A 22,379-nucleotide genomic window follows, 5' to 3' on the forward strand; every position below is an offset into this window, starting at 1 on the left:
AACTATCCATGACCCTTCCCCTCTACCTAGGCCTACCCATGTGGGCGAACCAGGACTGGCAGGGCAGCCTTTATGCTCGCCACGCAAAAAGTGATTTGCTTAGCGACTATGCCAGCGTGTTCTCAAGCGTAGAGGGCAATACGACGTTTTATAGCGGCGCGCCGAAAACGGAGACGATTGCCGCCTGGGCTCGCCAGGCACCGGCTCACTTTCGCTTCTGCTTTAAACTACCGGCAAGCGTTACTCACGATCAGCGGTTGACCAATCTCGACGACGTGTGGGCTTTTCTAACCGCGTTGACGCCGCTTCATGACCGGTTGGGTCCTACCATGGTTCAATTACCGCGTGACTTTGGCCCTAACGAACTTCCTCAGCTAGAAGTGTTATTAAAGGGCTGGCCCGGGCATTTACCATGTGCCGTCGAGGTCCGTCACCCCGACTTTTTCCACAAAGGCGCGGCTGAAAAAGCTCTTAACCAATTGTTGATAACTTATTGTGCCAACCGAGTGATGCTGGACGTGCGTCCGGTCTTTTCTACACCGGCTAATGGCCACTTGGGCCTTGCTCATGCCCAACAGGAAAAGCCGAAACTCCCGCTACACGTGCTTTCCACAGGTAATTTTCCGGTCATTCGCTTTATTGGCCATATTGACAAAACGATTAATACGGGCTACTTCGCACCTTGGAAAGCACAGCTAAAGCTGTGGATAAGTCAGGGGAAAACCCCTTTCTTATTTGTGCATACTGCCGACAACCTCAAGTCCCCGGACATGGCCCGAACGCTCTACAATGCGCTTGACGAACTCACCTGCCTGCCACCGCTTAATGCCTTTCCCGGCGAGACGCAAAACCAACTGTTTTAACCTAATATTAATTTAACCTAACTGGCACGGGCCCTCCTGATCGGATAAATTGCGCATACTTTCGATAAGCGAGGGGGTTGGGCTTATCGAACATGCGTAAATGGGACGCATAGCGGCTTATTACAATTTAACTAACTAGTAGGTGATGTATGGCAAAGCTTGCACATGCACAATGGTCATCTCGTATGGGCTTTGTGCTGGCTGCCGCTGGATCGGCAGTAGGCTTGGGGAACATCTGGCGCTTCTCTTATATGACAGGCGAAAGCGGCGGTGCCGCCTTCGTGCTTGTCTATCTGGCGTGTGTCACGCTGGTCGGCCTGCCGATTCTGGTAGCGGAATGGATGATTGGCCGTCGCGGCCAGAAGAATCCAATTAACACCATGGCCGACCTGGCAAGCAGCCACGGGCGCTCTCGGGCCTGGGCAACTATCGGTATCAGCGGCGTTCTGGCCGCGTTTCTGATTCTGTCCTTCTACAGCGTCATCGGCGGCTGGTCGCTGAACTATACGCTAAGCTCGGTGATTGGCACGTTTAACGGCCAGGACGCCGACGCGGTTGGCGCTATCTTTACTAATTTGCTGGGCAGTCCTACAACGCTACTGCTCTGGCATAGCGCGTTCATGGTGCTGGTCGTCGGTATCGTAGCACGCGGCGTGACTAAGGGGCTTGAAGCGGCGTCACGTATTCTGATGCCTGCGCTGGTGGTGCTGTTGTTAATTCTGGTCGGCTACGGCGTGGCGAGCGGCTACTTCGGTGAAGCGCTGAGCTTTATGTTCAGCCCTGACTGGGACGCGCTAGATGGCGGAGTTGTACTTGCGGCGATGGGCCAGGCTTTCTTCACGCTCTCGCTGGGTATGGGCATCATGATGGCGTATGGCTCTTACCTTGGTGAAGATGTCAACCTGATCAGCACTGCCCGTACCGTTATTATCCTGGATACGGCTATCGCCCTGCTCGCGGGTCTGGCGATCTTCCCGATCGTATTCGCCAATGGCTTAAGCGCCAGTGAAGGTCCAGGGCTGATTTTCGTAACGCTCCCCCTTGCCTTCGGCAATATGTCGGGCGGCACGATTTTAGGCTTGATGTTCTTCCTGCTGCTGACATTTGCCGCGCTGACATCGGCTATTTCGCTGCTTGAGCCGGTGGTTGAAACGCTGGAAGAGCGCACGCCCTTAAGCCGTACAGGATCAACGTTGGTAAGCGGTATTGCGGTGTGGGTATTGGGCGTGGCGGCGCTGCTGTCGTTTAACGTATGGTCCGATGTACTGCTCTTCGGCCTCAATATCTTCGACTTCCTCGACACCTTCACCAGCAAAATCTTGCTGCCGTTGACGGGTCTGGGCGCGATCATCTTCTTCTCGATCTGCCTGGATAAAGAAGAAGCGCGCAAGGAGCTGCGTTTGGATATCTACGATTTCACGCTGTGGAATCTACTCGCCAAATACGTGGCGCCACTCGGCGTGATCGTCGTCTTCCTGACGGGTCTCATTTAAATAAACTAACATGGCGTGCCCCGCCAAACGGTGGGGCAGCACGCTAGTCAATAGCTAACGATCTATCCAGCTAGTGCAATTCGCCTTCTTGCCGCTCATCTTCTTCCGGCAGGGGGGCGATATCCCGGTACAGTTTCTGAAATTCCCGATGTAGCTCAATCCCTCGACGCGCTCGTAAGTTGCGTTGAGCGGCACTCCGTTGACGCTGAGCATGTTCATCTACTTCCATGCTCATGAAAATATCCAGCAGTTCGCTCTTAACCGAGGTGATTCGTTCGACGTTTCTCATAATCGACGTGCCTCCAGGTGAATATGCCTTCGTCCACCTGCATCCGTGACGACTGTTAAATGATGCAGTGCGGCACTTCACTTATTACTATACCTTACTTGACAAAATGATGACGAAAGTTGACGAATTTGCTTAACGCCATTTAAACGCACGGCTAAGTCGGCGTTTCATTGCCCATTTATGCCGTCACTCAGGCATACTGTCGAAAATGCTGTTTAATACAGCAAAGCGCATGTAGTGAGACCAGCGCACTGGATAACCGAGGAGCTAAATGTGAGTCGCGCCCTGTTCGATGAGATGAGACGCCGCATGGAGCACTTTCGTCGCTCCGAACAAAAGGTAGCGCGGTTTGTGCTGCGTAATCCTGATGAGGTCATCCATATGCGGATTGTAGACCTCGCAACGGAAGCCGGCGTCAGCGAACCCACCGTGGTGCGCTTCTGCCGCGCCCTGGGCTGTAACGGCTTTCAGGATTTTAAGCTGCAGTTAGCGCAAATGCTGGCCTCTGGCAGCCAGTTTGCTCAGTTCTCGATGAACGATAGCGACTCCGTCGCTGAATTTTCTCACAGCATTTTCGACTCCACCGTTGGCACGCTACTTTCTGTACGTGACCGGCTGGATAACGACGCCTTGGGCCGCGCGGTGAATGCGCTGGCCATGGCCAATCGGGTCGAGTTTTACGGCTTTGGCGCCTCAGGCGCAGTCGCTTTTGATGCCCAGCACAAATTTTTCCGTTTGCAGATATCCACTTCCGCCTACGCTGATCCGCATATGCAGAATATGTCGGCCGTAACCCTTAAAGAGGGCGATGTGGTGGTGGCCATTTCACAGACGGGCCGCACCAAAGCGCTGGTGGCCAGCGTGCGTCTGGCCCGCGAAGCGGGTGCCACAGTGATTGGGCTGTGCCCTAGCGGTTCGCCCTTGGCGGAAGAAGTTAGCCTGCCGCTGTATATCGACGTTCATGAAGATACTGAAATCTACACGCCGTTGAGCTCGCGGATTGCCCACCTGGTGTTGATCGATGTATTAGCCGTGGGGGTTGCCAAAACCCGCGGGCCCAAACTGGCGGAACAGCTTAAAGCCGTGAAGAAAAGCCTGAATACGCTGCGCTATCCCGAAGACAACTAATTTTTGTCGCCGACGCCTGTATACACAGCCAGTGTGTTTGCTGTGCTAAACTAGGCGCCCATTTTCGATCCGGCAGCGGCTTTTATGGACGACGTCACGGCGATACTCGATCAGCTCAACACCGCTCAGCGTGAGGCAGTCAGTGCCCCGCAGGGTAACCTTCTCGTGCTGGCCGGTGCCGGTTCCGGTAAAACCCGCGTACTGGTGCACCGGATCGCCTGGCTGATGCATGCAGAAGGCTTATCGCCCTACGCGCTGCTGGCGGTCACCTTTACCAACAAAGCCGCCCGCGAAATGCGCACGCGCCTTGAAGCGCTGCAGGGCATTTCGTTACGCCATGTCTGGGTGGGCACGTTCCACTCGATAGCTCACCGCCTGCTGCGGACTCACTGGCAAGATGCGCGGCTTCCGCAAAACTTCCAGATTATCGATTCCGATGACCAGCTTCGCCTGGTCAAGCGCCTGCTTAAAGACTACTCCATCGACGATGAGCGCTTCCCGCCGCGTCAGGTGCAAGGGTTTATCAGCGGCTGTAAGGAAGAAGGTCTGCGCCCGCATCAGGTCAATGTGGATGGCGACGCCTATCTGGCCCAGATGGTTGAGCTTTACGAGCGCTACCAGCTGACCTGCGAGCGCGGCGGCTTGGTGGATTTCGGCGAGCTGCTGCTGAGAAGCCTGGAGCTTCTGCGCGATAATCCAGCGCTTTTAAATCACTACCGTGAGCGCTTTGGCCACGTGCTGGTGGATGAGTTTCAGGACACCAATACGCTGCAGTACGCCTGGCTCAAACTGCTCACCGGCATGCAGACCCCCATGACCGCCGTCGGCGACGATGACCAGTCCATTTATGGCTGGCGCGGGGCCAAGGTCGAAAATATTCGCCGCTTTGAAGAAGAGTTTCCAGAAACCCATACGGTCCGCCTTGAGCAGAACTACCGCTCGACCAGCGCCATTCTGGATGCCGCCAATGCGCTGATCAGCCATAACAGCGAGCGGCTGGGTAAAAATCTATGGACCGACGGTATCGAAGGCGAGCCCATTTCGGTATACGCCGGGTTTAACGACCTGGAAGAAGCGCGCTATATCGTCGATACCATTAAAGAAAAGGTCGACGAAGGCTTCAATCGGCGCGATATCGCAATTCTTTATCGCTCCAACGCCCAGTCGCGGCTATTGGAAGAAACCCTGATCCGCCAAGGGATGCCCTACCGTATTTACGGCGGGCACCGCTTCTACGAGCGCTTGGAGATCAAGAATGCCCTGGCCTATTTACGCCTGCTGCTCAACCGCGATGACGACGCCTCCCTTGAGCGGGTGATCAACGTGCCCACCCGCGGCATCGGCACCCGCACCGTGGAAATTCTGCGCCACCGCGCCCGGCTCGAGAGCATCTCGCTGTGGCAGGCACTGCACGACGCGTTGGGCGACGGCACGCTGAAAGGCCGCGCGGGCAATGCTGTGCAGGCTTTTGCCAACCTGATCGAGCAGCTCGACAACGACGCTGCGGGCCTGACGCTTTATGAAATCATCGATCATGTCACCGAGCACACCGGGCTGATTGAGCACCATAAAAGCGAGCGCGGTGAAAAAGGCCAGGCGCGGGTCGAAAACCTTGAAGAGCTGGTGACCGCCGCCCGCGCCTTTACCCAGGGAGATGCGTTTGAAACGCCGGAAGCAGGCGAAGGCATGGCCGCACTTGAAGCCTTTCTTTCCGAAGCGGCGCTTAATGCGGGCGACCATGAGGCCGAGGAGTTCGAAGATAGCGTGCAGTTGATGACGCTTCACTCTGCCAAGGGTCTGGAGTTTCCGGTGGTATTTATTGCCGGCGTAGAAGAGGGGCTGTTCCCGCATAAAATGTCGATTGAAGAGCCAGGACGGCTCGAAGAGGAGCGCAGGCTTTGCTACGTGGGCGTTACCCGCGCCATGCAAAAGCTTTACCTGACCCATGCGGAAACCCGTCGCATGCATGGCAAAGAGGTCTTCCCCCGCCCCTCACGCTTTTTGCGCGAACTACCCCCGCATCTGCTAGAAGAAGTCCGCTTACGCGGACATATCTCGCGCCCGGTGACGGCAGCGCGCACAAGCTTTGCCCAGCAGCGCGTGGAAGGCGATGGCGACCTGCCGACCCTGCACGTGGGCCAGCGCGTGGGCCACCCGGTATTTGGCGAGGGGGTGATTCTTAACGCCGAGGGCGAAGGCGCCCGCGCACGCGTACAGGTCAGCTTTGAGGGCGATGGCGTTAAATGGCTAGTGCTGGGGTTTGCCAAACTAATCCCGCTATAGCGCGCGCATTAAGGGAAATGAATCGGCAGGTTGCCCAATAAAACCGGATTAGCGCATACTGACGAGCGGAAACTTGCGCTCACGTGCAATTACACAAAAATCATACTTTCTCGGAGTTAAGCCCGCCATGCAACGCCGCCAATTCCTGAAAACCGCCGGCCTGGGTGCCGCCGGTGTCGCCGCCGCACCTTTCGTAACCAGCGCCCACGCGCAAGAAACCTACACCTGGGACATGGTCACGTCCTGGCCGAAAAATTTCCCGGCGCTGGGTACCGGTGCCAACGACTTTGCCAAGCGCGTCGAGCAGCTTTCCAACGGCCGGATGACCATCCGCGTACACGGTGCCGGCGAGCTGGTGCCCGCCCTGGAAGTGTTTGATGCGGTTGCCGCCGGAACGGCTGAAATCGGCCACTCCACGCCTTATTACTGGCGCGGCAAGCTAGCCGCTGCACAGTTTTTTACGGCCGTGCCTTTCGGCATGACCACCACGGAGATGAATGCGTGGCTATATCACGGCGGTGGCCAGGAGCTGTGGGATGAGATTTATGCCAAGCATAATCTCAAACCGTTTGCCGTGGGCAACACAGGCCCGCAGATGGCGGGCTGGTTCAAAAAAGAGATCAACTCGCTAGCCGATATGCAGGGCCTCAAACTGCGCCTGCCAGGCCTTGCCGGTGAAGCCATGAACGGCATCGGGGTGAGCACCGTCAACATGGCGGGGTCTGAGATTTTTACCTCGCTGCAAACCGGCGTGCTAGATGCTGCCGACTGGGTAGGCCCTTACAACGATATGGCGTTTGGTCTGCATCAGGTCGCCGACTACTACTACACCACGGTGTGGAACGAGCCGACGGCTACCGTCGAGACCATGATCAACCTGGATGCCTGGAACGCCCTGCCGGAAGATCTCCAGGACGTTATCCGCGAAGCAGCACGCGCCTCCAACCTGGCTATGTACACCGAGTTCGCCTTCCGTAACGCCCAGGCGCTTGAAACACTGGTGGATGAGCACGGTGTTGAGCTGCGCGAGTTCCCAGAGGATGTGATCCAGGCGCTTTATGAGTCATCGCAGCAAGTGATTCAGAATCAGGTCGAAAACGACGAAGACTCGCGCCGCGTTTATGAGTCCTACTCTGCCTTCCAGAAGGTTATTCGTCCGTTCAGTGATATCGGCGAATATGCCTATCTGAAAGGCCGCGATAAAGTGGGCGGCTAAGCGTTATCGATTGATGACGTTTGGATAAAAACGTTTGCATGAACCAGGGGCGCTTCGGCGCCCCTGATCGTTATAACGGATGATGGTTAAAACGGATAATAGCTAGACAGAATATTAGCTGTGAACGGCGCGAATACGCCCATTGTCGTCCAGTGCCACCATAACAAATAGCGCTTCGGTCACCTTTTGGCGCTCTTCAAGACGTCGTCCCAGAGGCGGGCGCACCCAAACTTCCACATCAATTTTAATCGAGCTGTGGCCAATCTCTTTTACTTGGGTATAAATGCTCACCATTGAGCCAACACGTACTGGGCTTAAAAAGTCCATCGACTCAATCGCCACTGTCGATGTTCGCCCGCCTGCTTCACGCCCTGCCGCCAGTTCTGCCGCCTGATCCATATGATTGACCAGCCACCCGCCCGAAATATCGCCGTAAAGGTTGGTATCCTGTCGAGAAGCCAGTAATTTTAGGGTGAGCTGTCCTTGAGGCGCGGGGACATCGTCCAGGTCGGTTTCTAAAAGTGTCATTAGTTGGTCGCTTAATAAGGTTATTGTTGTGCTAGTGCTGCATTGCAATATAAAAACGCTAGTTAATCATAAGAGGAAACTCGTTTGAAGCGTATCGGTTTATCGTCGGGCAAGAAGCCGCGTCTGCGTTTAACGCTCGCCATGGCGCTAATGCTATGCGCATCAGCGGTCTGGGGGCAACCTCAACCGATTAGCGGCACGCTGGGCGTTATTGGCTCTGACACCATGGCCGGGCTAATGTTGCGCTGGGGCGAGTCACTCACCGCCCGCTACCCTGAGGTTAACCTGCAGTTTCAAGCCACCGGGTCGGCCAGCGTCCCCCCCGCATTAACGGCAGGTACTACCCGGTTGGGGCTTATGTCACGCCCGATGTATGCTGGCGAACGTCAGGCGTTTATCGACCGGTATGGCTATCCGCCGCTGGAACTCAAAGTGGCGAAGGACGCACTGATTCTGGCCGTGCACCGGCATAACCCGTTAGGAGCCATCACGCGTAAGCAGGCCGACGCTATTTTCTCCACTGACCAGACGTGTGGTGCCGAAGCTCCAATAAGACGCTGGGACGAATTGGCCACGACACGTGACTGGCCGTATGGAAGCATCGCCCTGCATGGGCGTAATTTAGCCTCGGGCACCCATGGGCTATTTCAGGCCGAGGTGCTTTGCGGCGGCAATTTCAGGCCTGATATCAGCGAACATCCTGGCTCCTCAGCGGTGGTTGCCGCAGTGGGAGAGTCTCCCAACGCCATGGGCTATGCAGGCTATAACCACCTGACGCCGATGGTTCATGCGCTAAGCCTAATTACCCAGGAAGGCGCTGAAATCGCGCCTAGTGAGCAGGCCATTCAGCGCAGCGAGTACCCGCTATCGCGCGACCTGTACCTGTACGTTAATTTACCGCCCGGCGATTCGCTACCACCGGCTGACCAAGCCCTGCTAGCACTTATTTTATCCGAGGAAGGCCAGCGCATTGCCCGCGCAGCGGGGTTTGTGCCGCTTCCCGATAACGATATAGATGCTCAGCGTACCTGGTAGGTAACTATCATCTAATTGTCATAAAAATGACTTAGAGTAAGGAGAATTCACCATGCAAACCCTCTTCATGACGGCCCCGGCTCTCTTATGATGTTGATATGACCCCACCTCGCGCTGCTGTTTCTCGCCAGCCACTACGCCAGTTAAAAAACCGTATAGCCACCGGTCTGATTACTGCTGGCGGTATTGGTGTATTGCTGGCGATTTTGGCGATCGGCGTGTTTCTCGTTTGGGAAACGTTGCCTCTGCTGGCATGGGATCAAACGTTTGCCTTCAGCAAACTCTCGCCGCTGGCCTGGGGAACGTTAAAAGCCGCTCTGGCTGCCATGCTGTTTGCCCTGCCGATAGCCCTAGGAGCCGCGATGTATTCGGCTCTATTTATGTCGGCTCGCCTACGCAGCCGCGTTAAGCCAACACTTGAAATGATGGAAGCGATACCCGGCGTGGTGGTGGGGTTTATTGCCGGTTTAGTGCTTGCCCCTTGGGTTGAGCGTCATCTGGCCAGCACCCTGGCGCTATTGATCTGGTTACCTATCAGCGCGGGCTTGGCAGGTGTCCTCTGGCACATGGCCGCATCGCGCTGGCGGCAGTGGCTGCCCCTTTCATGGGCCGGCCTGTGGCTTTTGCCCTGGCTCGTGTGCATGGTGCTTTTGGCGCTGTGGTTTGCCCCCCTGCTTGAGAATTTTTTGTTAGGCGGCGACTTGCGCCGCCTGCTCGAGCAGCACTGGGGAATGGATTACGCCACCCGCAATGCGCTGATTGTGGGTATCGCCATGGGGTTTGCCGTTATACCCAGCATCTACGCCCTGGCGGAGGATGCTTTAGCCGATGTGCCAACAAGCTTGATGGAGGGTGCCCAAGCGCTGGGCGCCAGCCGCTGGCAGGCGCTCTGGAAAGTTGCCTTACCGGCTGCTGGCCCCGGTATTTTCTCGGCGGTGATGATTGGCGCGGGGCGTGCTGTCGGTGAAACCATGATTGTGCTGATGGCCAGTGGCAACATGGCGTTGTTGAGTGTCAGTCCTTTTGAAGGCATGCGCTCCATGGCAGCGGCCATTGCCATTGAGCTTCCCGAAGCCTCGCCCGGCGGGCTTACCTACCACCATTTGATACTTGCTGCTCTGGTGCTGTTTATCTTTACGTTTTTGGTTAATACCCTGGCTGAAGTAGTCCGTTCACGCATGCGACGCCGGTATCATAAAGCGGGGCGCCATTCATGAACCGCTTCTCAAGTACGCCTCGCCGACGCTTGCTGGACGCGCTCTGGCCATGGTTATGTGCCGCTAGCGTCGCTTTATCACTTTTAATGCTAGCGGCCTTGTTAGCGCTCTTGGTGGTACGCGGATTAGGTCATTTTTGGCCCGCCACGCTTGAAGAAATTACCCTGCGCTCAGGTGCAATCGTCGCCGGGCAGCCGACCCGCGAGGCCCCGCTACCGCAAGCAGAGGGCTTTGAACGGCTTTACTTTACGGCGAACCGGGACATCGACGGCGTTAGCTGGCGCTGGGTAAATCTGGACGACATCGTCTCACGCAGCACGCCAAGCGACCTGATTCGCCTGGAACGTAACCCGTGGGGTGATTTTATCGGCCGCTTAGCCGGCGTGGAAACGGGCGGGCAGTTGCTCCGTGAAGACCAGGCATGGCGTTATCTAACTCAGGCGCTCGCCCTGCCCCAGGCGGAACGCCCTGATGCCGAGCTTCTGCTAGTAACCACCGATGGCCAGACACTGCGTCAATCACTGAGCGGTGTCAGCCAGGCGCTGGCGCCTAACGCCATGTCCTGGTGGCAGAAAATGCACACCTGGAGCCGAAACGTCTGGCAGTTCTTGAGCCAGGGTCCACGTGCCGCCAATACGGGCGGCGGTGTCTGGCCGGCTATTTTTGGCACCGTACTGATGGTCATCTTAATGTCGGTGATCGTGACGCCTTTTGGGGTGCTAGCGGCCATCTATCTCAATGAAATCGCCCACCAGAACCGCCTTACCCGCTTGGTACGTATTGGAGTACGTAATCTGGCCGGCGTACCATCGATTGTGTATGGCGTGTTTGGCCTGGGCGTTTTCGTATACGGCATTGGCGGCACGCTTGATAGCTGGTTTTTCAGCGATACGTTGCCCTCACCGACCTTCGGCACCGGCGGCCTTTTGTGGGCATCTTTAACCCTGGCATTGTTAACGCTACCGGTCGTGATTGTGGCGACCGAAGAGGGGCTGGCACGTATTCCTGATGCTCAGCGTGAAGGGGCGGTGGCACTAGGCGCCACGCGCCTGGAAATGCTGGTGCGCATTGTCCTGCCCATGGCCATACCCGCCATGCTGACCGGGGTTATCCTCGCGGTTGCCCGTGCGGCCGGCGAAGTGGCGCCACTGATGCTGGTGGGCGTCGCCAAGCTGGCCCCGCAAATGCCCGTGGACGGTGAATTCCCTTATTTACATCTAGAGCGCAAGTTCATGCATCTTGGCTATCATCTATTTGACACCGCCTTTCATGGCGAGGATGTACAGGCTGCTATGCCACTGGTGTACGCCACGGCACTTCTTTTAGTGCTCATTGTGCTGGTGCTTAATCTTACTGCCATATTTCTGCGTCATTATTTTAGGCGCCAACGAGGAAGCGAATGCTAGCGTCATTAGATTCAGCCACAGCCTCTCAGGCGCCGGTGACGCACTTTTCGTCCGAGCACAGCGCCCTGAGCATCAACCAGTTTAACCTTGCTTATGCGGGGAAATCGGCCCTGCGTGACTTAACGCTTAGCATACCGCGCCACCGGGTAACGGCATTTATTGGCCCGTCAGGCTGTGGCAAGTCCACCCTGCTGCGCGCCATTAACCGGCTGCACGATCTTAATGAGAGCGTGGCGCACAGTGGGAATATTCAGCTTGAAGGGCAGGATATCTACGCCCCGCAGATGAACGTGACCGAGCTGCGCCGCCGAGTGGGGATGGTGTTTCAAAGCCCTAACCCGTTTCCCATGTCGATTTATGAAAACGTGGCCTTTGGCTTGCGTTTACAACACCGCCTACCCAAACGGCAGCGTGATGACATCATCGAGTGGGCGCTTACCTCAGCGGCGCTGTGGGACGAAGTAAAGGATCGCCTTCACCGCTCAGCCTGGCAGCTTTCAGGCGGCCAGCAGCAGCGTTTGGTGATTGCCCGGACGCTAGCCGTCCAGCCCGATGTACTGCTACTCGATGAGCCAGCATCAGCGCTTGATCCGATTTCAACGTTAAAGATCGAGGAATTGATCCGTAATCTTAAATCGCAGCTTACGCTTGTTCTTGTAACTCACAATATGCAGCAGGCCGCCCGGGTATCCGATTACACCGCTTTTTTACACACTGGAGAACTTGTTGAGTATGGCCCTACCGATCAAGTCTTCACTAACCCGCGCTTACAACGCACCGAAAACTACATCACCGGCCGCATGACTTGAAAACAATAGTCCGGGCCTAACCGACCTTATCTCAGGAGTGCTCAATGGATATTACGAGCGATACCCACAGCCAGCATATCTCACGCCAGTTCAACCAAGAGCTGGAAGAGTTGAAAACCCACCTGATGACCATGGGCGGGCTGGTGGAAAAGCAGGTGCAGGACGCCGTCCACGCGTTGCTTGAAGGTGACACCCGCTTAGCTGAAAAAGTGCGTGACAATGATCGCCAGGTTAATGATCTGCAGCTGCAAATCGATGAAGAGTGCACCCGCGTATTGGCGCGCCGTCAGCCAGCAGCGTCGGATTTACGCTTGGTGCTCGCCGTGATCCGCGCGACCTCGGACCTTGAGCGTATCGGCGATGAGGCGAGTAAAATTGCCCGCAATGCGCTACTGCTCAGCGAAAACAGCAGCCCGGTTCGCGGGTTGATCGAGGTTCGTCATATCAGCGAGCACGTACGCAAAATGCTGCGCGATGCACTGACAGCCTTTGCCCGCTTCGATACCGAGCTGGCCATGCAGGTTGTGCGTGAAGACGAGTCGGTCGATGATGAGTACGGCAGTGCCATGCGCTCGCTAATGACCTTCATGATGGAAGATTCACGCTCGATTAGCTCAATACTTAGCATCATGTGGGTACTGCGCGCACTGGAACGCGTTGGTGACCATGCCGACAATCTGGCGGAGTACGTGGTATACCTCGTCAAGGGGCTCGATATTCGCCATAGCGATCTGGACACCGTCGATCAGAAGGTAGCGAAAAAGCCTTGACCCACGAGGCATTTCCTCTTGCAATACGTCTGGGCTGACACCAGCCTGGACGTCTGCGTTTATGAGGAATGAGTGACATGTTGGATGCGATAACAGCGCTTAAGCAGGGCACGCGCCTGGTCTATCAAAAGGGTCTGCGGCGATATATTTTCCTGCCTATCCTCGTCAATATCCTTGTTTATGGCGCCATGTTAGGCGTTGTGGTCAATCGCTTTTCCGGCTGGCTGGATCACTGGATGAGCCTGGTACCTACCTGGCTTGACTGGCTCTCCTGGCTGATCTGGCCGCTTTTCATGATTAGCTTACTCGCCGTGGTGTTTTTTACCTTTACCTTGATCACTCACCTTATCGCGGCGCCTTTTTACGGCTTTCTGGCGTCGAAAGTGGAAATTCAGGCAACCGGACGAATTCCGCTGGATGACCGGGGACTGACCAAAACGGCGATTGATGCCGTAGGCCGGGAATTGGTTAAGCTAGGCTATATCGCCCCCCGCGCCATTGCGCTGTTTATTATCAGTTGGATACCGGGACTGAATCTTTTTGCGCCTCTGCTATGGGGGCTATTTTCAGCATGGATCATGGCCATTACTTACTTAGACTATCCCATGGATAATAATAAGGTCGCATTTAAAGATATGCGCCAACGGCTTACCAAGCGCTGGTGGCAAAGCCTTAGCTATGGCGGCTTGGTAACCCTGATCACCTGGATACCACTGGCCAACCTCTTTCTGATACCCGGCGCGGTGGCAGGCGCCGTCTTGATGTGGGACCAACATTACCGCACGGCTCGCGAACTCACGCACCAAGGCTCTGCATAGCCGAGTGGTTAGTTCTGAAACGCAAAAACCCCGCATGAGCGGGGTTTTTTATGCTTGCTAATTTTTCTTACTACCTTTGTTTCTTACCACCCTAGGTTTTTATTAACTTAGAGTAGAAAAGGCTTACCAATCAGTGCTGTCGCCTTCATCGCGCGTTAAATCAGACGCTTTGTAAGAGCTTGTGTTTTGACGGTCACTCTCTTGCTGGCTAGTCGGCGAGTAGTTAGTGTTCATACGATCGCTGTCACCGTGGTTCAGCTCGTTCGCAGCGTAAGTGGCTGACTCAGACGTACGGGTGGACTGTGACTGATGAGTAATCTCACCGACAGAGCGATCTTTGTTTAACTCGATAGAGCTATGCGCAAATGCCAGCGGGCTTGCGATAAGGCCCAAAGAAACACTGAAGATACCTACTTTTTTTACCATTGCTTTAAATAACATGACTTACTCCTGATAACATGAATGCCGCTTATAAGGTTGATAGCTATAGCTAATGCCCAGCTAATCGTCTAGCGGCTATCGCTCTCATCTATCTTTTGCATTAGAAATGCCAACAATGCCATATATAAATATTAGCTTTAAATATCAGGCACATGCTGAATAAACGCTGCACGCAAAACACCGCCGCACAAATAGATAGCACGCTAACGTGTTGCGTAATAATGGCACATGCGTCTTTGTTATTCAACCAAAGTGGCACACTGTGTAGTCGCAGGGCGTATTGTGTTTTAAAAAACTAGGTGGTGAGCCTATTAAAATCAGGCTGGCAGTCACCTAAAGCATCAAAGCAGAGCAACAAATTTCATTTTCAAAAAAAATATTTTTTCCCACAAAAGATTAGACCCCGCCGTGGCAGGGTCTTGATCTCGTAGCTATGGACAATATCTAACGTTAGCTTCCTTTCCTTTTGCGGGACTCCAACCTTGGAATTTACCCTGACTAACGTTCTGATTGTCGCTTGATTCGTTCCTTGAATCAGTGAGCATCCATGCAGTGGGAAATCCTTATCCCATGCTAGCTCTTCCTGAGCATCTATAAAAACATGATGACTTTTATTGCTCAGTCGTTACTGAACTATTCTCTTTGGGTAAATCGTCAGATTCAAAAGAGGTATCGCCACCTGAGGTTTCGCCAGTTGGGCCAGAGCCCATTGCGTCATTCTCGGTATGAGTGCCAGAGTGCGTGGAACCCATTGCGCCATCGTTATGCGCTGCGTTATCGCCTTCTTCGTGAATCAGATCGTCTTGATCGTAGTCAGAAGAGCCTGCTTGTGTAGAATCGTGTGATTGAGATTCAACCGGCTGCTCATCTGGAGAAATATTACCGCTTGGGTTAGCTGGTTCTTGAGCAAACGCAAATGGGCTTGCCATCAGACCAAATGTTACACCTAAAATACCAGCTTTCTTGAGTAGTTCCTTGGACATCATATTCCGTCTCCTAGATCGCTGTTTAATACCGCATAATTTTAAGGAAGCGCCATCCTGGCTTACCATTTCCTGCGGTAGTCTTCCTTGCTTAAAGTATTGCAGGACCAATGCCAAAAATGACAAAAAAATAAATATTTAATATAAAACAACATCTTACAAAAACACCCACATGCCAAATAGCTTTTCTATTGCCGTTTAAATGGAGCACATACTGGTTAAAAATGGCACATGGGTAACCTTTGACCATAATTGACTGACATCGTGACACACTTGTACAAGGATTATTAAAAGGCAAAAGAAGAGGGCTTTAAAGGACAGCCAATCGAACGGCAGGAAAAACACAGCGGAATAGAGCGCCTTCACCAGGGTGTGACTCAACCTGAAGCTGCGCATCATGACGTAACAATACGTGTTTAACGATGGCAAGCCCTAACCCCGTACCGCCCGTGGTGGTGCTGCGGCCTTTATCAACGCGGTAAAAACGCTCGGTTAGCCGGGGAATATGCACAGGATCGATCCCCTGGCCATTATCTTCGATTTCGATACAGGCATCACCGTTCGCCAGTGCCATCCAGCGCAGAGTAATCTGGCTGCCTGGCGGCGTATAGCGCACGGCATTAAAAGTCAGGTTGGAAATGGCGCTGCGAATTTCCTGCTCACTTCCCACCAACCCCGCATCGTTTTCAATCTCGACACGCATGCTATGCTGGTGGTGCGATAGAGCGAGTGCATCCTGACAAACACTATTCAGAAGGCGCTCAATAGATAACGGCTGATGATCTTCGCCACCCTGATCAATCTCCAAGCGCGACAGCAGCAGCAGATCATTCACCAGATTTTGCATACGCTGGGTCTGCTCCTGCATCTTCTCAATACCCCGGCCTAAGCGGGGCGGAAGCTGGTCGGCCAGATCGCCATAGGTTTCCAGATAGCCCAGAAGAACGGTCAACGGAGTACGCAGTTCGTGGGAAACATTGGCGACGAAATCGCGGCGCATTTGCTCAAGGCGATGTAAACGGGTGATATCCCGCGCCATCACCAAGCGCTCATCGTCACCGTAGAGGGTAATCTGGTATTGCAGGACGCTACGCTCATCAATCGGCGAGGTCAGAGTTAACGGCTCGCTATAATTGCGTGCATTGAAGTAGCTGATAAAGTCTGGGTCGCGCAGTAGATTGGTGATGTGCTGACCACGATCATGCGCTGTCTGCAGGCCCAGCATCTTCGTTGCGGCGCTGTTCCACCACTCAAGATCACCGTGCCGGTCAAGCATGACTACGCTGTCGCGCATAGCCTCAGAGGATTCTTGAATGCGTGCCAGCGTCGCCCGTAATCGTCCCTGGGTGATACGCTGGCTTTTTTGATAGCGATAAAGACGATCAAGCAGATCCCCCCACATGCCACTGGCCGCGGGCGGTTCATTATGCGGATTGAGGGTGAGCCACTGAAAAAGCACGCGTAGCTGACGTAGATGGTAGAACAAGCAGACGGCCAATCCGGCCGATAACCCCAGCCCTGCCGAACCCAATAGCCATCCCAGGCAAACCCCAATGGTCGCTAACCAGGCAATGCGCCACAGCTCACGGCTCCACAGGCGCACGATTACACCCGGGCAGAGAAGCGATAACCGGTACCCCGTACCGTCTGGATCAGGTTCTGATGCACTTCGCCCAATGCTTTACGCAAGCGCCGTATATGGACATCCACGGTGCGCTCCTCAACGTAGACATTGCCGCCCCACACCTGATCGAGCAGTTGGCTGCGTGTGTAAGCCCGCTCCTGGTGGGTCATAAAGAACTGCAGCAGGCGGTATTCGGTAGGCCCCATTTCAAGCGCCTTACCGTGAGCGCTTACGCGGTGGCTAACCGGATCCAGCAGCAGGCCATTGATTTCGATCGGGTCTTCCACGCCGCGTGGCGTGGCGCGACGCAGTACGGCTTTCAGGCGTGCGACCAGCTCGCGCGGTGAAAAAGGTTTGGTAATGTAATCATCCGCCCCCGACTCAAGCCCCTGAATCTTATTATCCTCTTCGCCTTTGGCGGTGAGCATAATAATGGGCAGTTCAGCCGTCGCTTCTTCACGCTTTAGGCGTCTTGCCAGCTCAATACCGCTGGTGCCCGGCATCATCCAATCAAGCAGTAGCAAGTCGGGCTGGTGGTCTACCACCAGCGCGTGGGCATCCTGGGCGTTATCCGCTTCAAGCACGCGATAGTCCGCCATTTCCAGCGCTACGGCGATCATCTCGCGGATAGACGCTTCATCATCGACAATCAAAACGGTCTTGGCGGTCATCCCAGGGCCTCACGGTGTTCAAAGAAGGAAATTCAATGACATCTCAGTGACAATAACACCATGACTTGATGACACTTATATGACAAGCATTAATCGCGCTGAGCAGGCTTAGCCCACAACCGGCCATTCGCTAAGCGCAATGCCTGCAAAAATGAGCAGCCCCGCCCAGTGGTTATTCAAAAATGCCTGAAAGCACGGGTCACGCTCACGATGGCGAATCAGGCGCTGCTGATGGATAAACGTCGCCCCCATGCCGGCAAGCCCCAGCCAGAAAAAGCCGCCTAACCCGACGCGCACGCCGACCCAGGCCAAAAGCGCGAGCGTGGCGATCTGCAACAAGCCAATGATCAGACGATCTGCGTCACCAAAAAGCACTGCCGTTGATTTAATGCCGATTTTCAAATCATCATCACGATCAACCATGGCGTACTGAGTATCGTAGGCCACCGTCCACAGCACGTTGGCAAAAAACAGTAGCCAGGCATCTAGCGGTACATGCCCTAATACGGCGCCAAACGCCATGGGGATCGCCCAGGAAAAAGCCGCCCCGAGCACCACCTGAGGAAAGTGGGTGTAGCGCTTCATAAACGGATAAATAAACGCCAGTACGACCCCGCCCAGCGATAAGAGCACCGTAAACCAGTTGGTGAGCAGCACTAAAATAAACGCGACCGCCACTAGGCCGATAAACAGCAGCTGGGCTTCGGTTTCACTGATACGTCCGGTTGCCAGCGGGCGATTTTTGGTGCGCTTTACGTGGCCATCAAAATGCCGGTCGGCATAATCGTTCACCACACACCCCGCAGCGCGCATTACATATACACCCGCCACAAAAATAAGCAGTACGTTACGGCCCGGCACACCTTCCGCCGCCACCCAGAGCGCCCACAGGGTCGGCCACATCAATAGCCAAGTACCAATGGGGCGGTCCAGCCGCATCAAGTGTAAAAAATCTGCCAATCGCGCCCACCCGGTTGGCCGCAACAAAGAACGATCCATGCTTACCTCACGAAAAGAAGAGATGCCGAGCAAGCCTACCGCGAAGGCAGGCGAAGATCATTAGCCATAGAGGATAAAAAGTACTCCTGCACGAGCAGTGAAAGCCCGGCGTGCTGAAATACGGAGCGCCGCCCCCAAAGGCTCTCGGCATCCGTTGGGTAAGCAAAGCGTGGAACACAGACGGTGGCCTCAAGCGGGCCGCGGATCAAATCAGGCTGACGAAATAGCCAGCTGCCCAGCGAGCGCTCGCCCAGTTTCTCCAGATGCTGCCCCTTTAACTGCGTCAGAGGCGCCACCGAGCGAGCCACTACCCAGGGCGTATCGCCCACGCAAAGTGCCACCTCACGTAGCCAGGCATAATGACGTAACGCGAGCCCCAAGGCCTGGGCTTCGTCTGGCTGGGGCATGCCGACGCCTTGGCGTAAAAGGCGCACACGAAATGGCCTTTCACTCCCTGCTGCCGTCAGGCGGGCGGTTAACGAATCAGTAGAAGCCACCCACTGCCACCACGAAGCACTCATGGTAGGGCGCAGCGCGGCCACGGGCTGCCAAACAGGGAAAGCGTGTGCTTGCCGAAAAGAGGAAGTCGCCACCGAGTACTCCTGGTCAAAAAAACAGAGCGGGTAGTGTAACATGGTGGTCTTATTGGCTTTTGTTGCACTGACTATTTGGGGATGGCATGCCTGCATCACATACGGTTGATTCCACCAGCGCCCACGCCGAGCTGATCATTATCGGCACGGGAATGGCAGGCATTGGGCTTGCCCGAGCGTTACGCCGTCTGGGCGATCAGCGCAGCATCACGCTGATCAGTGCCGACAGCGGCGATGATTACAGCAAACCGCTTCTCTCGACCGGATTTGCGAAAGGGCTCAAACCCGACCAGCTGGCGAGGCAGTCAGCCACCGACCTTGCTGAAGAGCTGAATATCCAGGTCATGGCCTCTACCCCGGTAGAGCAGGTATCTGCAGACACCCAAACGCTTTGGCTTAGCAATGGACAAACGCTGAGCTACGATGCCCTGGTACTTGCCACCGGTGCCGAGCCCCGGGCACCGTTTGCCATTCCAGCAAGTGTGTCCCAGCACTTTTTTGTTATTAACGATCTGGATGACTACCGTCGATTTTACACCGCTCTGCATGAGCGGCCTGCGCGCATTGCCATTATCGGCGCGGGTCTGGTGGGCTGCGAATTCGCCAATGACCTGCACGCGAGCGGCCATCAGATAAGCCTGATTGCGCCGGAAACCACTCCGCTGCCCAGACTACTGCCTGAACCGCTCGGCGTTGCGCTGGGCGAAGCCTTTGGCGAAGCAGGTATCCAGTTGGCGCTTGGCCGCACGCTGAAGGATATCGACATCGGCGAGGACAGCAGCGTCAAGCTGACACTGGATAATGACGCGGTCATCAACGCTGATATTGTCTTACTGGCCACCGGCCTTGCCCCAAGAACGGGGTTAGCCAAAACAGCAGGGCTTGCCGTCTCTGACCAGGGTATTCAGGTAGACCGTCACCTGCGTACCTCGAATCCACATATCTATGCCCTGGGTGACGTTGCCTGTATCGACAGCATCAACGCCATGTATGTCCAGCCGCTACAGGCCTGCGCCAAGGCGCTGGCGGCAACGCTTTCCGGCACGCCAACCCCGGTAAGCTTCGGCGCCTGGCCCGTTATCGTTAAAACACCGCTATTGCCGGTGGTAGCCTACCCGCCGCTTATCCCACCCGAACGCTGGCGAATTGAGGGCGAAGGGAGCGACATGAGCGCGCTTGGCGAAGATAAAGACGGGAATTTAGTCGGTTTTGCGTTGACAGGGGGCTGCGTGAGACGGAAAGTGGAGCTTTCCAGAGCCGCACCTGCGCTACTGGGCTGATTTTCACCGCGTTCACGACTAGGCTAGATAAGCTAACCCAGCCTGGGTGGCGTTTTTAATAACACCGCTACACTTCATACTTAATTTTAATGAGGGGAATTCCTTATGCGCAAACCTGAACTCGCTGCTGCCATCGCTGAAAGTGCCGATCTCTCCAAAGACAAAGCAGGCCAGGTCCTGAACGTCATTCTGGATGAAATCACCAACAGCGTCGCGAAAGGCGAAGATGTGGCTTTGATCGGTTTTGGTACCTTTACTGTTCGTGAGCGTGCAGCGCGCACCGGTAAAAACCCACAAACAGGCGCTCCTCTACAGATTCCGGCAAGCAAAAACGTTGCTTTCAAGCCGGGCAAAGCGCTTAAGGACGCCGTTTCCTAATGAAGCTCAAGCTGACGCTGTGGCTGCTGAGCTTTATGCTCAAACGCGCCCTGCGCCGCAAGCCGCGCTTTCGTGAACAGCTTGAACGAATGCGCGGCCTAGACTGGGGTATTGCCACGGAAGACTTAACCGTCGCCCGTTACTACCGAATGACGCCAAAAGGCATCACTTCAGGTAAAGGCTTGCCGGTCGATCTGGATCTTGAGCTACGCTTTCGCGATCAAGACGCCGCGTTACGTATCCTCAGGAAACCAACGCAGCAGGCCTTCCTCGACGGAATGCTCAACGGCGAGGTACGCCTTGTCGGTGACTCCGCCGATATGAACAAGCTGCAAAAGCTGCTGAAGTACTTGTAGCGCTACTTCTAGCGGTTACCCGCCACCCTTGGGTGGCGGGCCCCTGCTCTCTTTGCCTATCATCTCCCCGTCATAATGTTATGAGCACGACTTTTTAAACACGCCTTAAATACGCCTTGGGCTTTTATTCGCGGTAACGTTAACACTGTTAATTCGATAACCGGATAGCCATGACCGCATCCATAGTAACCACGATAGGCTTAAAGCTTGCACACTTGCCTACCGGCAAACTACGCCCTGAGCATATCCAAAAGACATTGATTAGCCTGCCCAAAACACCACGGTTACTGTTAAAACCCCGCTATATCAGCGTTGATCCGTATATGCGTACACGTATGCAGCCAGCCGGGTACGACTATATCGAGCGCTGGGCCGTCGGCAGCCCGTTGTCCGGCTGGACGTTGGCCGAAGTAATTGCCAGCAACGGGCCTTCTTTCAAGCGCGGCGATTTCGTCGTAGGTCACCTTCCCATGCAGGAGATCGTTGCTTCTGACGGGCAGCAGCTAACCCCTGTTCCGGAGGGTAGCGATCCAGAAGCCTACCTGCATCCGCTGGGAATGACGGGATTTACCGCCTGGGTGGGTATGCAGCGCTTGGGGCAGCCTACTGCTCAAGATAGCGTACTGGTCAGCGCCGCCGCAGGCGCGGTGGGTTCTATCGCGGCGCAGCTTGCCCAGCACCAAGGGGCAAACGTCATCGTCACGGCCGGGCGGGCCGACAAGCGCGCCTGGCTGCATGACAAAGGATTTAAGAGCGTACTCAATCATCGCAGCCCGGATTATATCGAGCAGCTACATGACGCGGCGCCTTTTGGAATTACGCTTAACTTTGAAAATATCGGGGGGCGCGCCTTCACGACAGCGATTGAATCAATGGCTACTAACGGACGCATTGTGCTGTGTGGGTTAGTAAGCCAGTATCAGACCCGTAATCCGCGTAAAAGCCCTGATAACTTTGCACAGCTAAGGCAAAAAAACGTCGCGGTTCATCCTTTTGTCGTGCCCGACTACTTGCGTTACTGGGATGCCTTTCAACAATTTATGCAGCCGTTAGTCGTTCAAAAACGCCTCGCGTGGAAGCTCGATAAAATTTCCGGCGGGCTGGATAGCGTTGCGCCAGCGCTGATTGGTTTACTCAATGGGGATAATTTAGGTAAACGGGTCGTCGAAATGCCTTAGGCGCACGCCAAGTTAAGCCAC

At 55.0% G+C, this 22,379-nt stretch carries 23 protein-coding genes; 15 read left to right on the forward strand and 8 right to left on the reverse strand.

Annotation, left to right across the window (positions count from 1 at the left end):
• Positions 1-8 precede the first annotated feature (8 nt).
• Positions 9-863 (forward strand): DUF72 domain-containing protein, encoded by an 855-nt coding sequence (locus INT33_RS10075; RefSeq protein ID WP_193091811.1) that lies wholly within the window; start codon positions 9-11, stop codon positions 861-863.
• A 149-nt stretch (positions 864-1,012) separates the two neighbouring features.
• Entirely contained in the window at positions 1,013-2,356 is a 1,344-nt protein-coding gene (locus INT33_RS10080) for a sodium-dependent transporter (protein ID WP_193091812.1), read from the forward strand.
• A gap of 70 nt (positions 2,357-2,426) precedes the next feature.
• On the opposite strand, the gene INT33_RS10085 is transcribed toward INT33_RS10080, so the two are convergent.
• Positions 2,427-2,645 (reverse strand): PA3496 family putative envelope integrity protein, encoded by a 219-nt coding sequence (locus INT33_RS10085; protein WP_018918494.1) that lies wholly within the window; start codon positions 2,643-2,645, stop codon positions 2,427-2,429.
• A 273-nt stretch (positions 2,646-2,918) separates the two neighbouring features.
• Here INT33_RS10085 and hexR point away from each other — a divergent pair, with 273 nt between their 5' ends.
• From hexR to INT33_RS10100, 3 genes are all read left to right on the forward strand, one after another.
• A complete protein-coding gene (gene hexR / locus INT33_RS10090) occupies positions 2,919-3,773 on the forward strand; it encodes a transcriptional regulator HexR (RefSeq protein ID WP_018918493.1) in 855 nt (284 codons plus the stop codon).
• Positions 3,774-3,857: 84 nt separating this feature from the next.
• Positions 3,858-6,056: a DNA helicase II gene (gene uvrD / locus INT33_RS10095; RefSeq protein ID WP_193091813.1), complete on the forward strand. Its 2,199-nt coding sequence runs from the start codon at positions 3,858-3,860 to the stop codon at positions 6,054-6,056.
• A 127-nt stretch (positions 6,057-6,183) separates the two neighbouring features.
• Entirely contained in the window at positions 6,184-7,272 is a 1,089-nt protein-coding gene (locus INT33_RS10100; protein WP_192537440.1) for a TRAP transporter substrate-binding protein, read from the forward strand.
• Between the two features lie 114 nt (positions 7,273-7,386).
• On the opposite strand, the gene INT33_RS10105 is transcribed toward INT33_RS10100, so the two are convergent.
• Positions 7,387-7,800, reverse strand: coding sequence for an acyl-CoA thioesterase (locus tag INT33_RS10105; protein ID WP_192537439.1), 414 nt, complete (start codon positions 7,798-7,800; stop codon positions 7,387-7,389).
• 84 nt (positions 7,801-7,884) lie between these two features.
• Between INT33_RS10105 and INT33_RS10110 the strand changes: the two genes are divergently transcribed.
• From INT33_RS10110 to cysZ, 6 genes are all read left to right on the forward strand, one after another.
• A complete protein-coding gene (locus tag INT33_RS10110) occupies positions 7,885-8,835 on the forward strand; it encodes a PstS family phosphate ABC transporter substrate-binding protein (protein WP_226940150.1) in 951 nt (316 codons plus the stop codon).
• A gap of 98 nt (positions 8,836-8,933) precedes the next feature.
• Positions 8,934-10,052 (forward strand): ABC transporter permease subunit, encoded by a 1,119-nt coding sequence (locus tag INT33_RS10115; protein ID WP_193091814.1) that lies wholly within the window; start codon positions 8,934-8,936, stop codon positions 10,050-10,052.
• On the forward strand, positions 10,049-11,458 hold the full coding sequence (gene pstA / locus INT33_RS10120; protein ID WP_193091815.1) for a phosphate ABC transporter permease PstA: 1,410 nt from the start codon (positions 10,049-10,051) through the stop codon (positions 11,456-11,458). Before INT33_RS10115 ends, pstA begins: the two co-directional genes overlap by 4 nt.
• Positions 11,452-12,267 carry a phosphate ABC transporter ATP-binding protein PstB gene (gene pstB, locus INT33_RS10125; protein ID WP_193091816.1) on the forward strand — a complete coding sequence of 272 codons (816 nt, stop codon included), beginning with the start codon at positions 11,452-11,454 and terminating at the stop codon, positions 12,265-12,267. Before pstA ends, pstB begins: the two co-directional genes overlap by 7 nt.
• A 44-nt stretch (positions 12,268-12,311) precedes the next feature.
• The gene (gene phoU, locus INT33_RS10130; RefSeq protein ID WP_192537435.1) at positions 12,312-13,037 is read left to right on the forward strand and encodes a phosphate signaling complex protein PhoU; all 726 of its coding nucleotides are present in this window, start codon (positions 12,312-12,314) and stop codon (positions 13,035-13,037) included.
• 77 nt (positions 13,038-13,114) lie between these two features.
• A complete protein-coding gene (gene cysZ, locus INT33_RS10135; protein WP_192537434.1) occupies positions 13,115-13,855 on the forward strand; it encodes a sulfate transporter CysZ in 741 nt (246 codons plus the stop codon).
• 123 nt (positions 13,856-13,978) lie between these two features.
• Here cysZ and INT33_RS10140 read toward each other — a convergent pair whose 3' ends face one another.
• From INT33_RS10140 to INT33_RS10165, 6 genes are all read right to left on the reverse strand, one after another.
• Entirely contained in the window at positions 13,979-14,296 is a 318-nt protein-coding gene (locus INT33_RS10140; protein ID WP_193091817.1) for a hypothetical protein, read from the reverse strand.
• 611 nt (positions 14,297-14,907) lie between these two features.
• Entirely contained in the window at positions 14,908-15,282 is a 375-nt protein-coding gene (locus INT33_RS10145; RefSeq protein WP_193091818.1) for a hypothetical protein, read from the reverse strand.
• Positions 15,283-15,589: 307 nt separating this feature from the next.
• Complete coding sequence (gene phoR / locus INT33_RS10150) at positions 15,590-16,882, reverse strand: phosphate regulon sensor histidine kinase PhoR (protein ID WP_193091819.1); 1,293 nt, start codon at positions 16,880-16,882, stop codon at positions 15,590-15,592.
• Between the two features lie 2 nt (positions 16,883-16,884).
• Positions 16,885-17,574 (reverse strand): phosphate regulon transcriptional regulator PhoB, encoded by a 690-nt coding sequence (gene phoB / locus INT33_RS10155; RefSeq protein WP_018918480.1) that lies wholly within the window; start codon positions 17,572-17,574, stop codon positions 16,885-16,887.
• A gap of 108 nt (positions 17,575-17,682) precedes the next feature.
• Complete coding sequence (ubiA, locus tag INT33_RS10160) at positions 17,683-18,573, reverse strand: 4-hydroxybenzoate octaprenyltransferase (protein ID WP_193091820.1); 891 nt, start codon at positions 18,571-18,573, stop codon at positions 17,683-17,685.
• Between the two features lie 35 nt (positions 18,574-18,608).
• Positions 18,609-19,166, reverse strand: coding sequence for a chorismate--pyruvate lyase family protein (locus INT33_RS10165; protein ID WP_192536816.1), 558 nt, complete (start codon positions 19,164-19,166; stop codon positions 18,609-18,611).
• Positions 19,167-19,252: 86 nt separating this feature from the next.
• On the opposite strand from INT33_RS10165, the gene INT33_RS10170 reads away from it, so the two are divergent.
• The 4 genes from INT33_RS10170 (at position 19,253) to INT33_RS10185 (ending at position 22,358) form a co-directional block, all read left to right on the forward strand.
• Positions 19,253-20,446 (forward strand): NAD(P)/FAD-dependent oxidoreductase, encoded by a 1,194-nt coding sequence (locus INT33_RS10170; protein WP_192536815.1) that lies wholly within the window; start codon positions 19,253-19,255, stop codon positions 20,444-20,446.
• A gap of 105 nt (positions 20,447-20,551) precedes the next feature.
• Positions 20,552-20,824, forward strand: coding sequence for an HU family DNA-binding protein (locus tag INT33_RS10175; protein ID WP_018918476.1), 273 nt, complete (start codon positions 20,552-20,554; stop codon positions 20,822-20,824).
• On the forward strand, positions 20,824-21,180 hold the full coding sequence (locus INT33_RS10180) for a hypothetical protein (protein WP_192536814.1): 357 nt from the start codon (positions 20,824-20,826) through the stop codon (positions 21,178-21,180). Before INT33_RS10175 ends, INT33_RS10180 begins: the two co-directional genes overlap by 1 nt.
• 170 nt (positions 21,181-21,350) lie before the next feature.
• Positions 21,351-22,358, forward strand: coding sequence for an MDR family NADP-dependent oxidoreductase (locus tag INT33_RS10185; RefSeq protein ID WP_192536813.1), 1,008 nt, complete (start codon positions 21,351-21,353; stop codon positions 22,356-22,358).
• The last annotated feature ends 21 nt before the right edge of the window (positions 22,359-22,379 follow it).

The sequence above is a fragment of the Halomonas colorata genome (assembly GCF_014897985.1).
Lineage (GTDB): Bacteria > Pseudomonadota > Gammaproteobacteria > Pseudomonadales > Halomonadaceae > Vreelandella > Vreelandella colorata.

Coding starts and splice junctions, on each gene's coding strand:
- INT33_RS10140 (WP_193091817.1), bottom strand. CDS start 14,296: ATGTTATTTAAAGCAATGGTAAAAAAAGTAGGTATCTTCAGTGTTTCT.
- INT33_RS10185 (WP_192536813.1), top strand. CDS start 21,351: ATGACCGCATCCATAGTAACCACGATAGGCTTAAAGCTTGCACACTTG.
- pstB (WP_193091816.1), top strand. CDS start 11,452: ATGCTAGCGTCATTAGATTCAGCCACAGCCTCTCAGGCGCCGGTGACG.
- INT33_RS10170 (WP_192536815.1), top strand. CDS start 19,253: ATGCCTGCATCACATACGGTTGATTCCACCAGCGCCCACGCCGAGCTG.
- INT33_RS10145 (WP_193091818.1), bottom strand. CDS start 15,282: ATGATGTCCAAGGAACTACTCAAGAAAGCTGGTATTTTAGGTGTAACA.
- INT33_RS10175 (WP_018918476.1), top strand. CDS start 20,552: ATGCGCAAACCTGAACTCGCTGCTGCCATCGCTGAAAGTGCCGATCTC.
- INT33_RS10105 (WP_192537439.1), bottom strand. CDS start 7,800: ATGACACTTTTAGAAACCGACCTGGACGATGTCCCCGCGCCTCAAGGA.
- INT33_RS10085 (WP_018918494.1), bottom strand. CDS start 2,645: ATGAGAAACGTCGAACGAATCACCTCGGTTAAGAGCGAACTGCTGGAT.
- INT33_RS10115 (WP_193091814.1), top strand. CDS start 8,934: ATGACCCCACCTCGCGCTGCTGTTTCTCGCCAGCCACTACGCCAGTTA.
- phoU (WP_192537435.1), top strand. CDS start 12,312: ATGGATATTACGAGCGATACCCACAGCCAGCATATCTCACGCCAGTTC.
- INT33_RS10075 (WP_193091811.1), top strand. CDS start 9: ATGACCCTTCCCCTCTACCTAGGCCTACCCATGTGGGCGAACCAGGAC.
- ubiA (WP_193091820.1), bottom strand. CDS start 18,573: ATGGATCGTTCTTTGTTGCGGCCAACCGGGTGGGCGCGATTGGCAGAT.
- cysZ (WP_192537434.1), top strand. CDS start 13,115: ATGTTGGATGCGATAACAGCGCTTAAGCAGGGCACGCGCCTGGTCTAT.
- uvrD (WP_193091813.1), top strand. CDS start 3,858: ATGGACGACGTCACGGCGATACTCGATCAGCTCAACACCGCTCAGCGT.
- phoB (WP_018918480.1), bottom strand. CDS start 17,574: ATGACCGCCAAGACCGTTTTGATTGTCGATGATGAAGCGTCTATCCGC.
- pstA (WP_193091815.1), top strand. CDS start 10,049: ATGAACCGCTTCTCAAGTACGCCTCGCCGACGCTTGCTGGACGCGCTC.
- INT33_RS10100 (WP_192537440.1), top strand. CDS start 6,184: ATGCAACGCCGCCAATTCCTGAAAACCGCCGGCCTGGGTGCCGCCGGT.
- INT33_RS10180 (WP_192536814.1), top strand. CDS start 20,824: ATGAAGCTCAAGCTGACGCTGTGGCTGCTGAGCTTTATGCTCAAACGC.
- INT33_RS10080 (WP_193091812.1), top strand. CDS start 1,013: ATGGCAAAGCTTGCACATGCACAATGGTCATCTCGTATGGGCTTTGTG.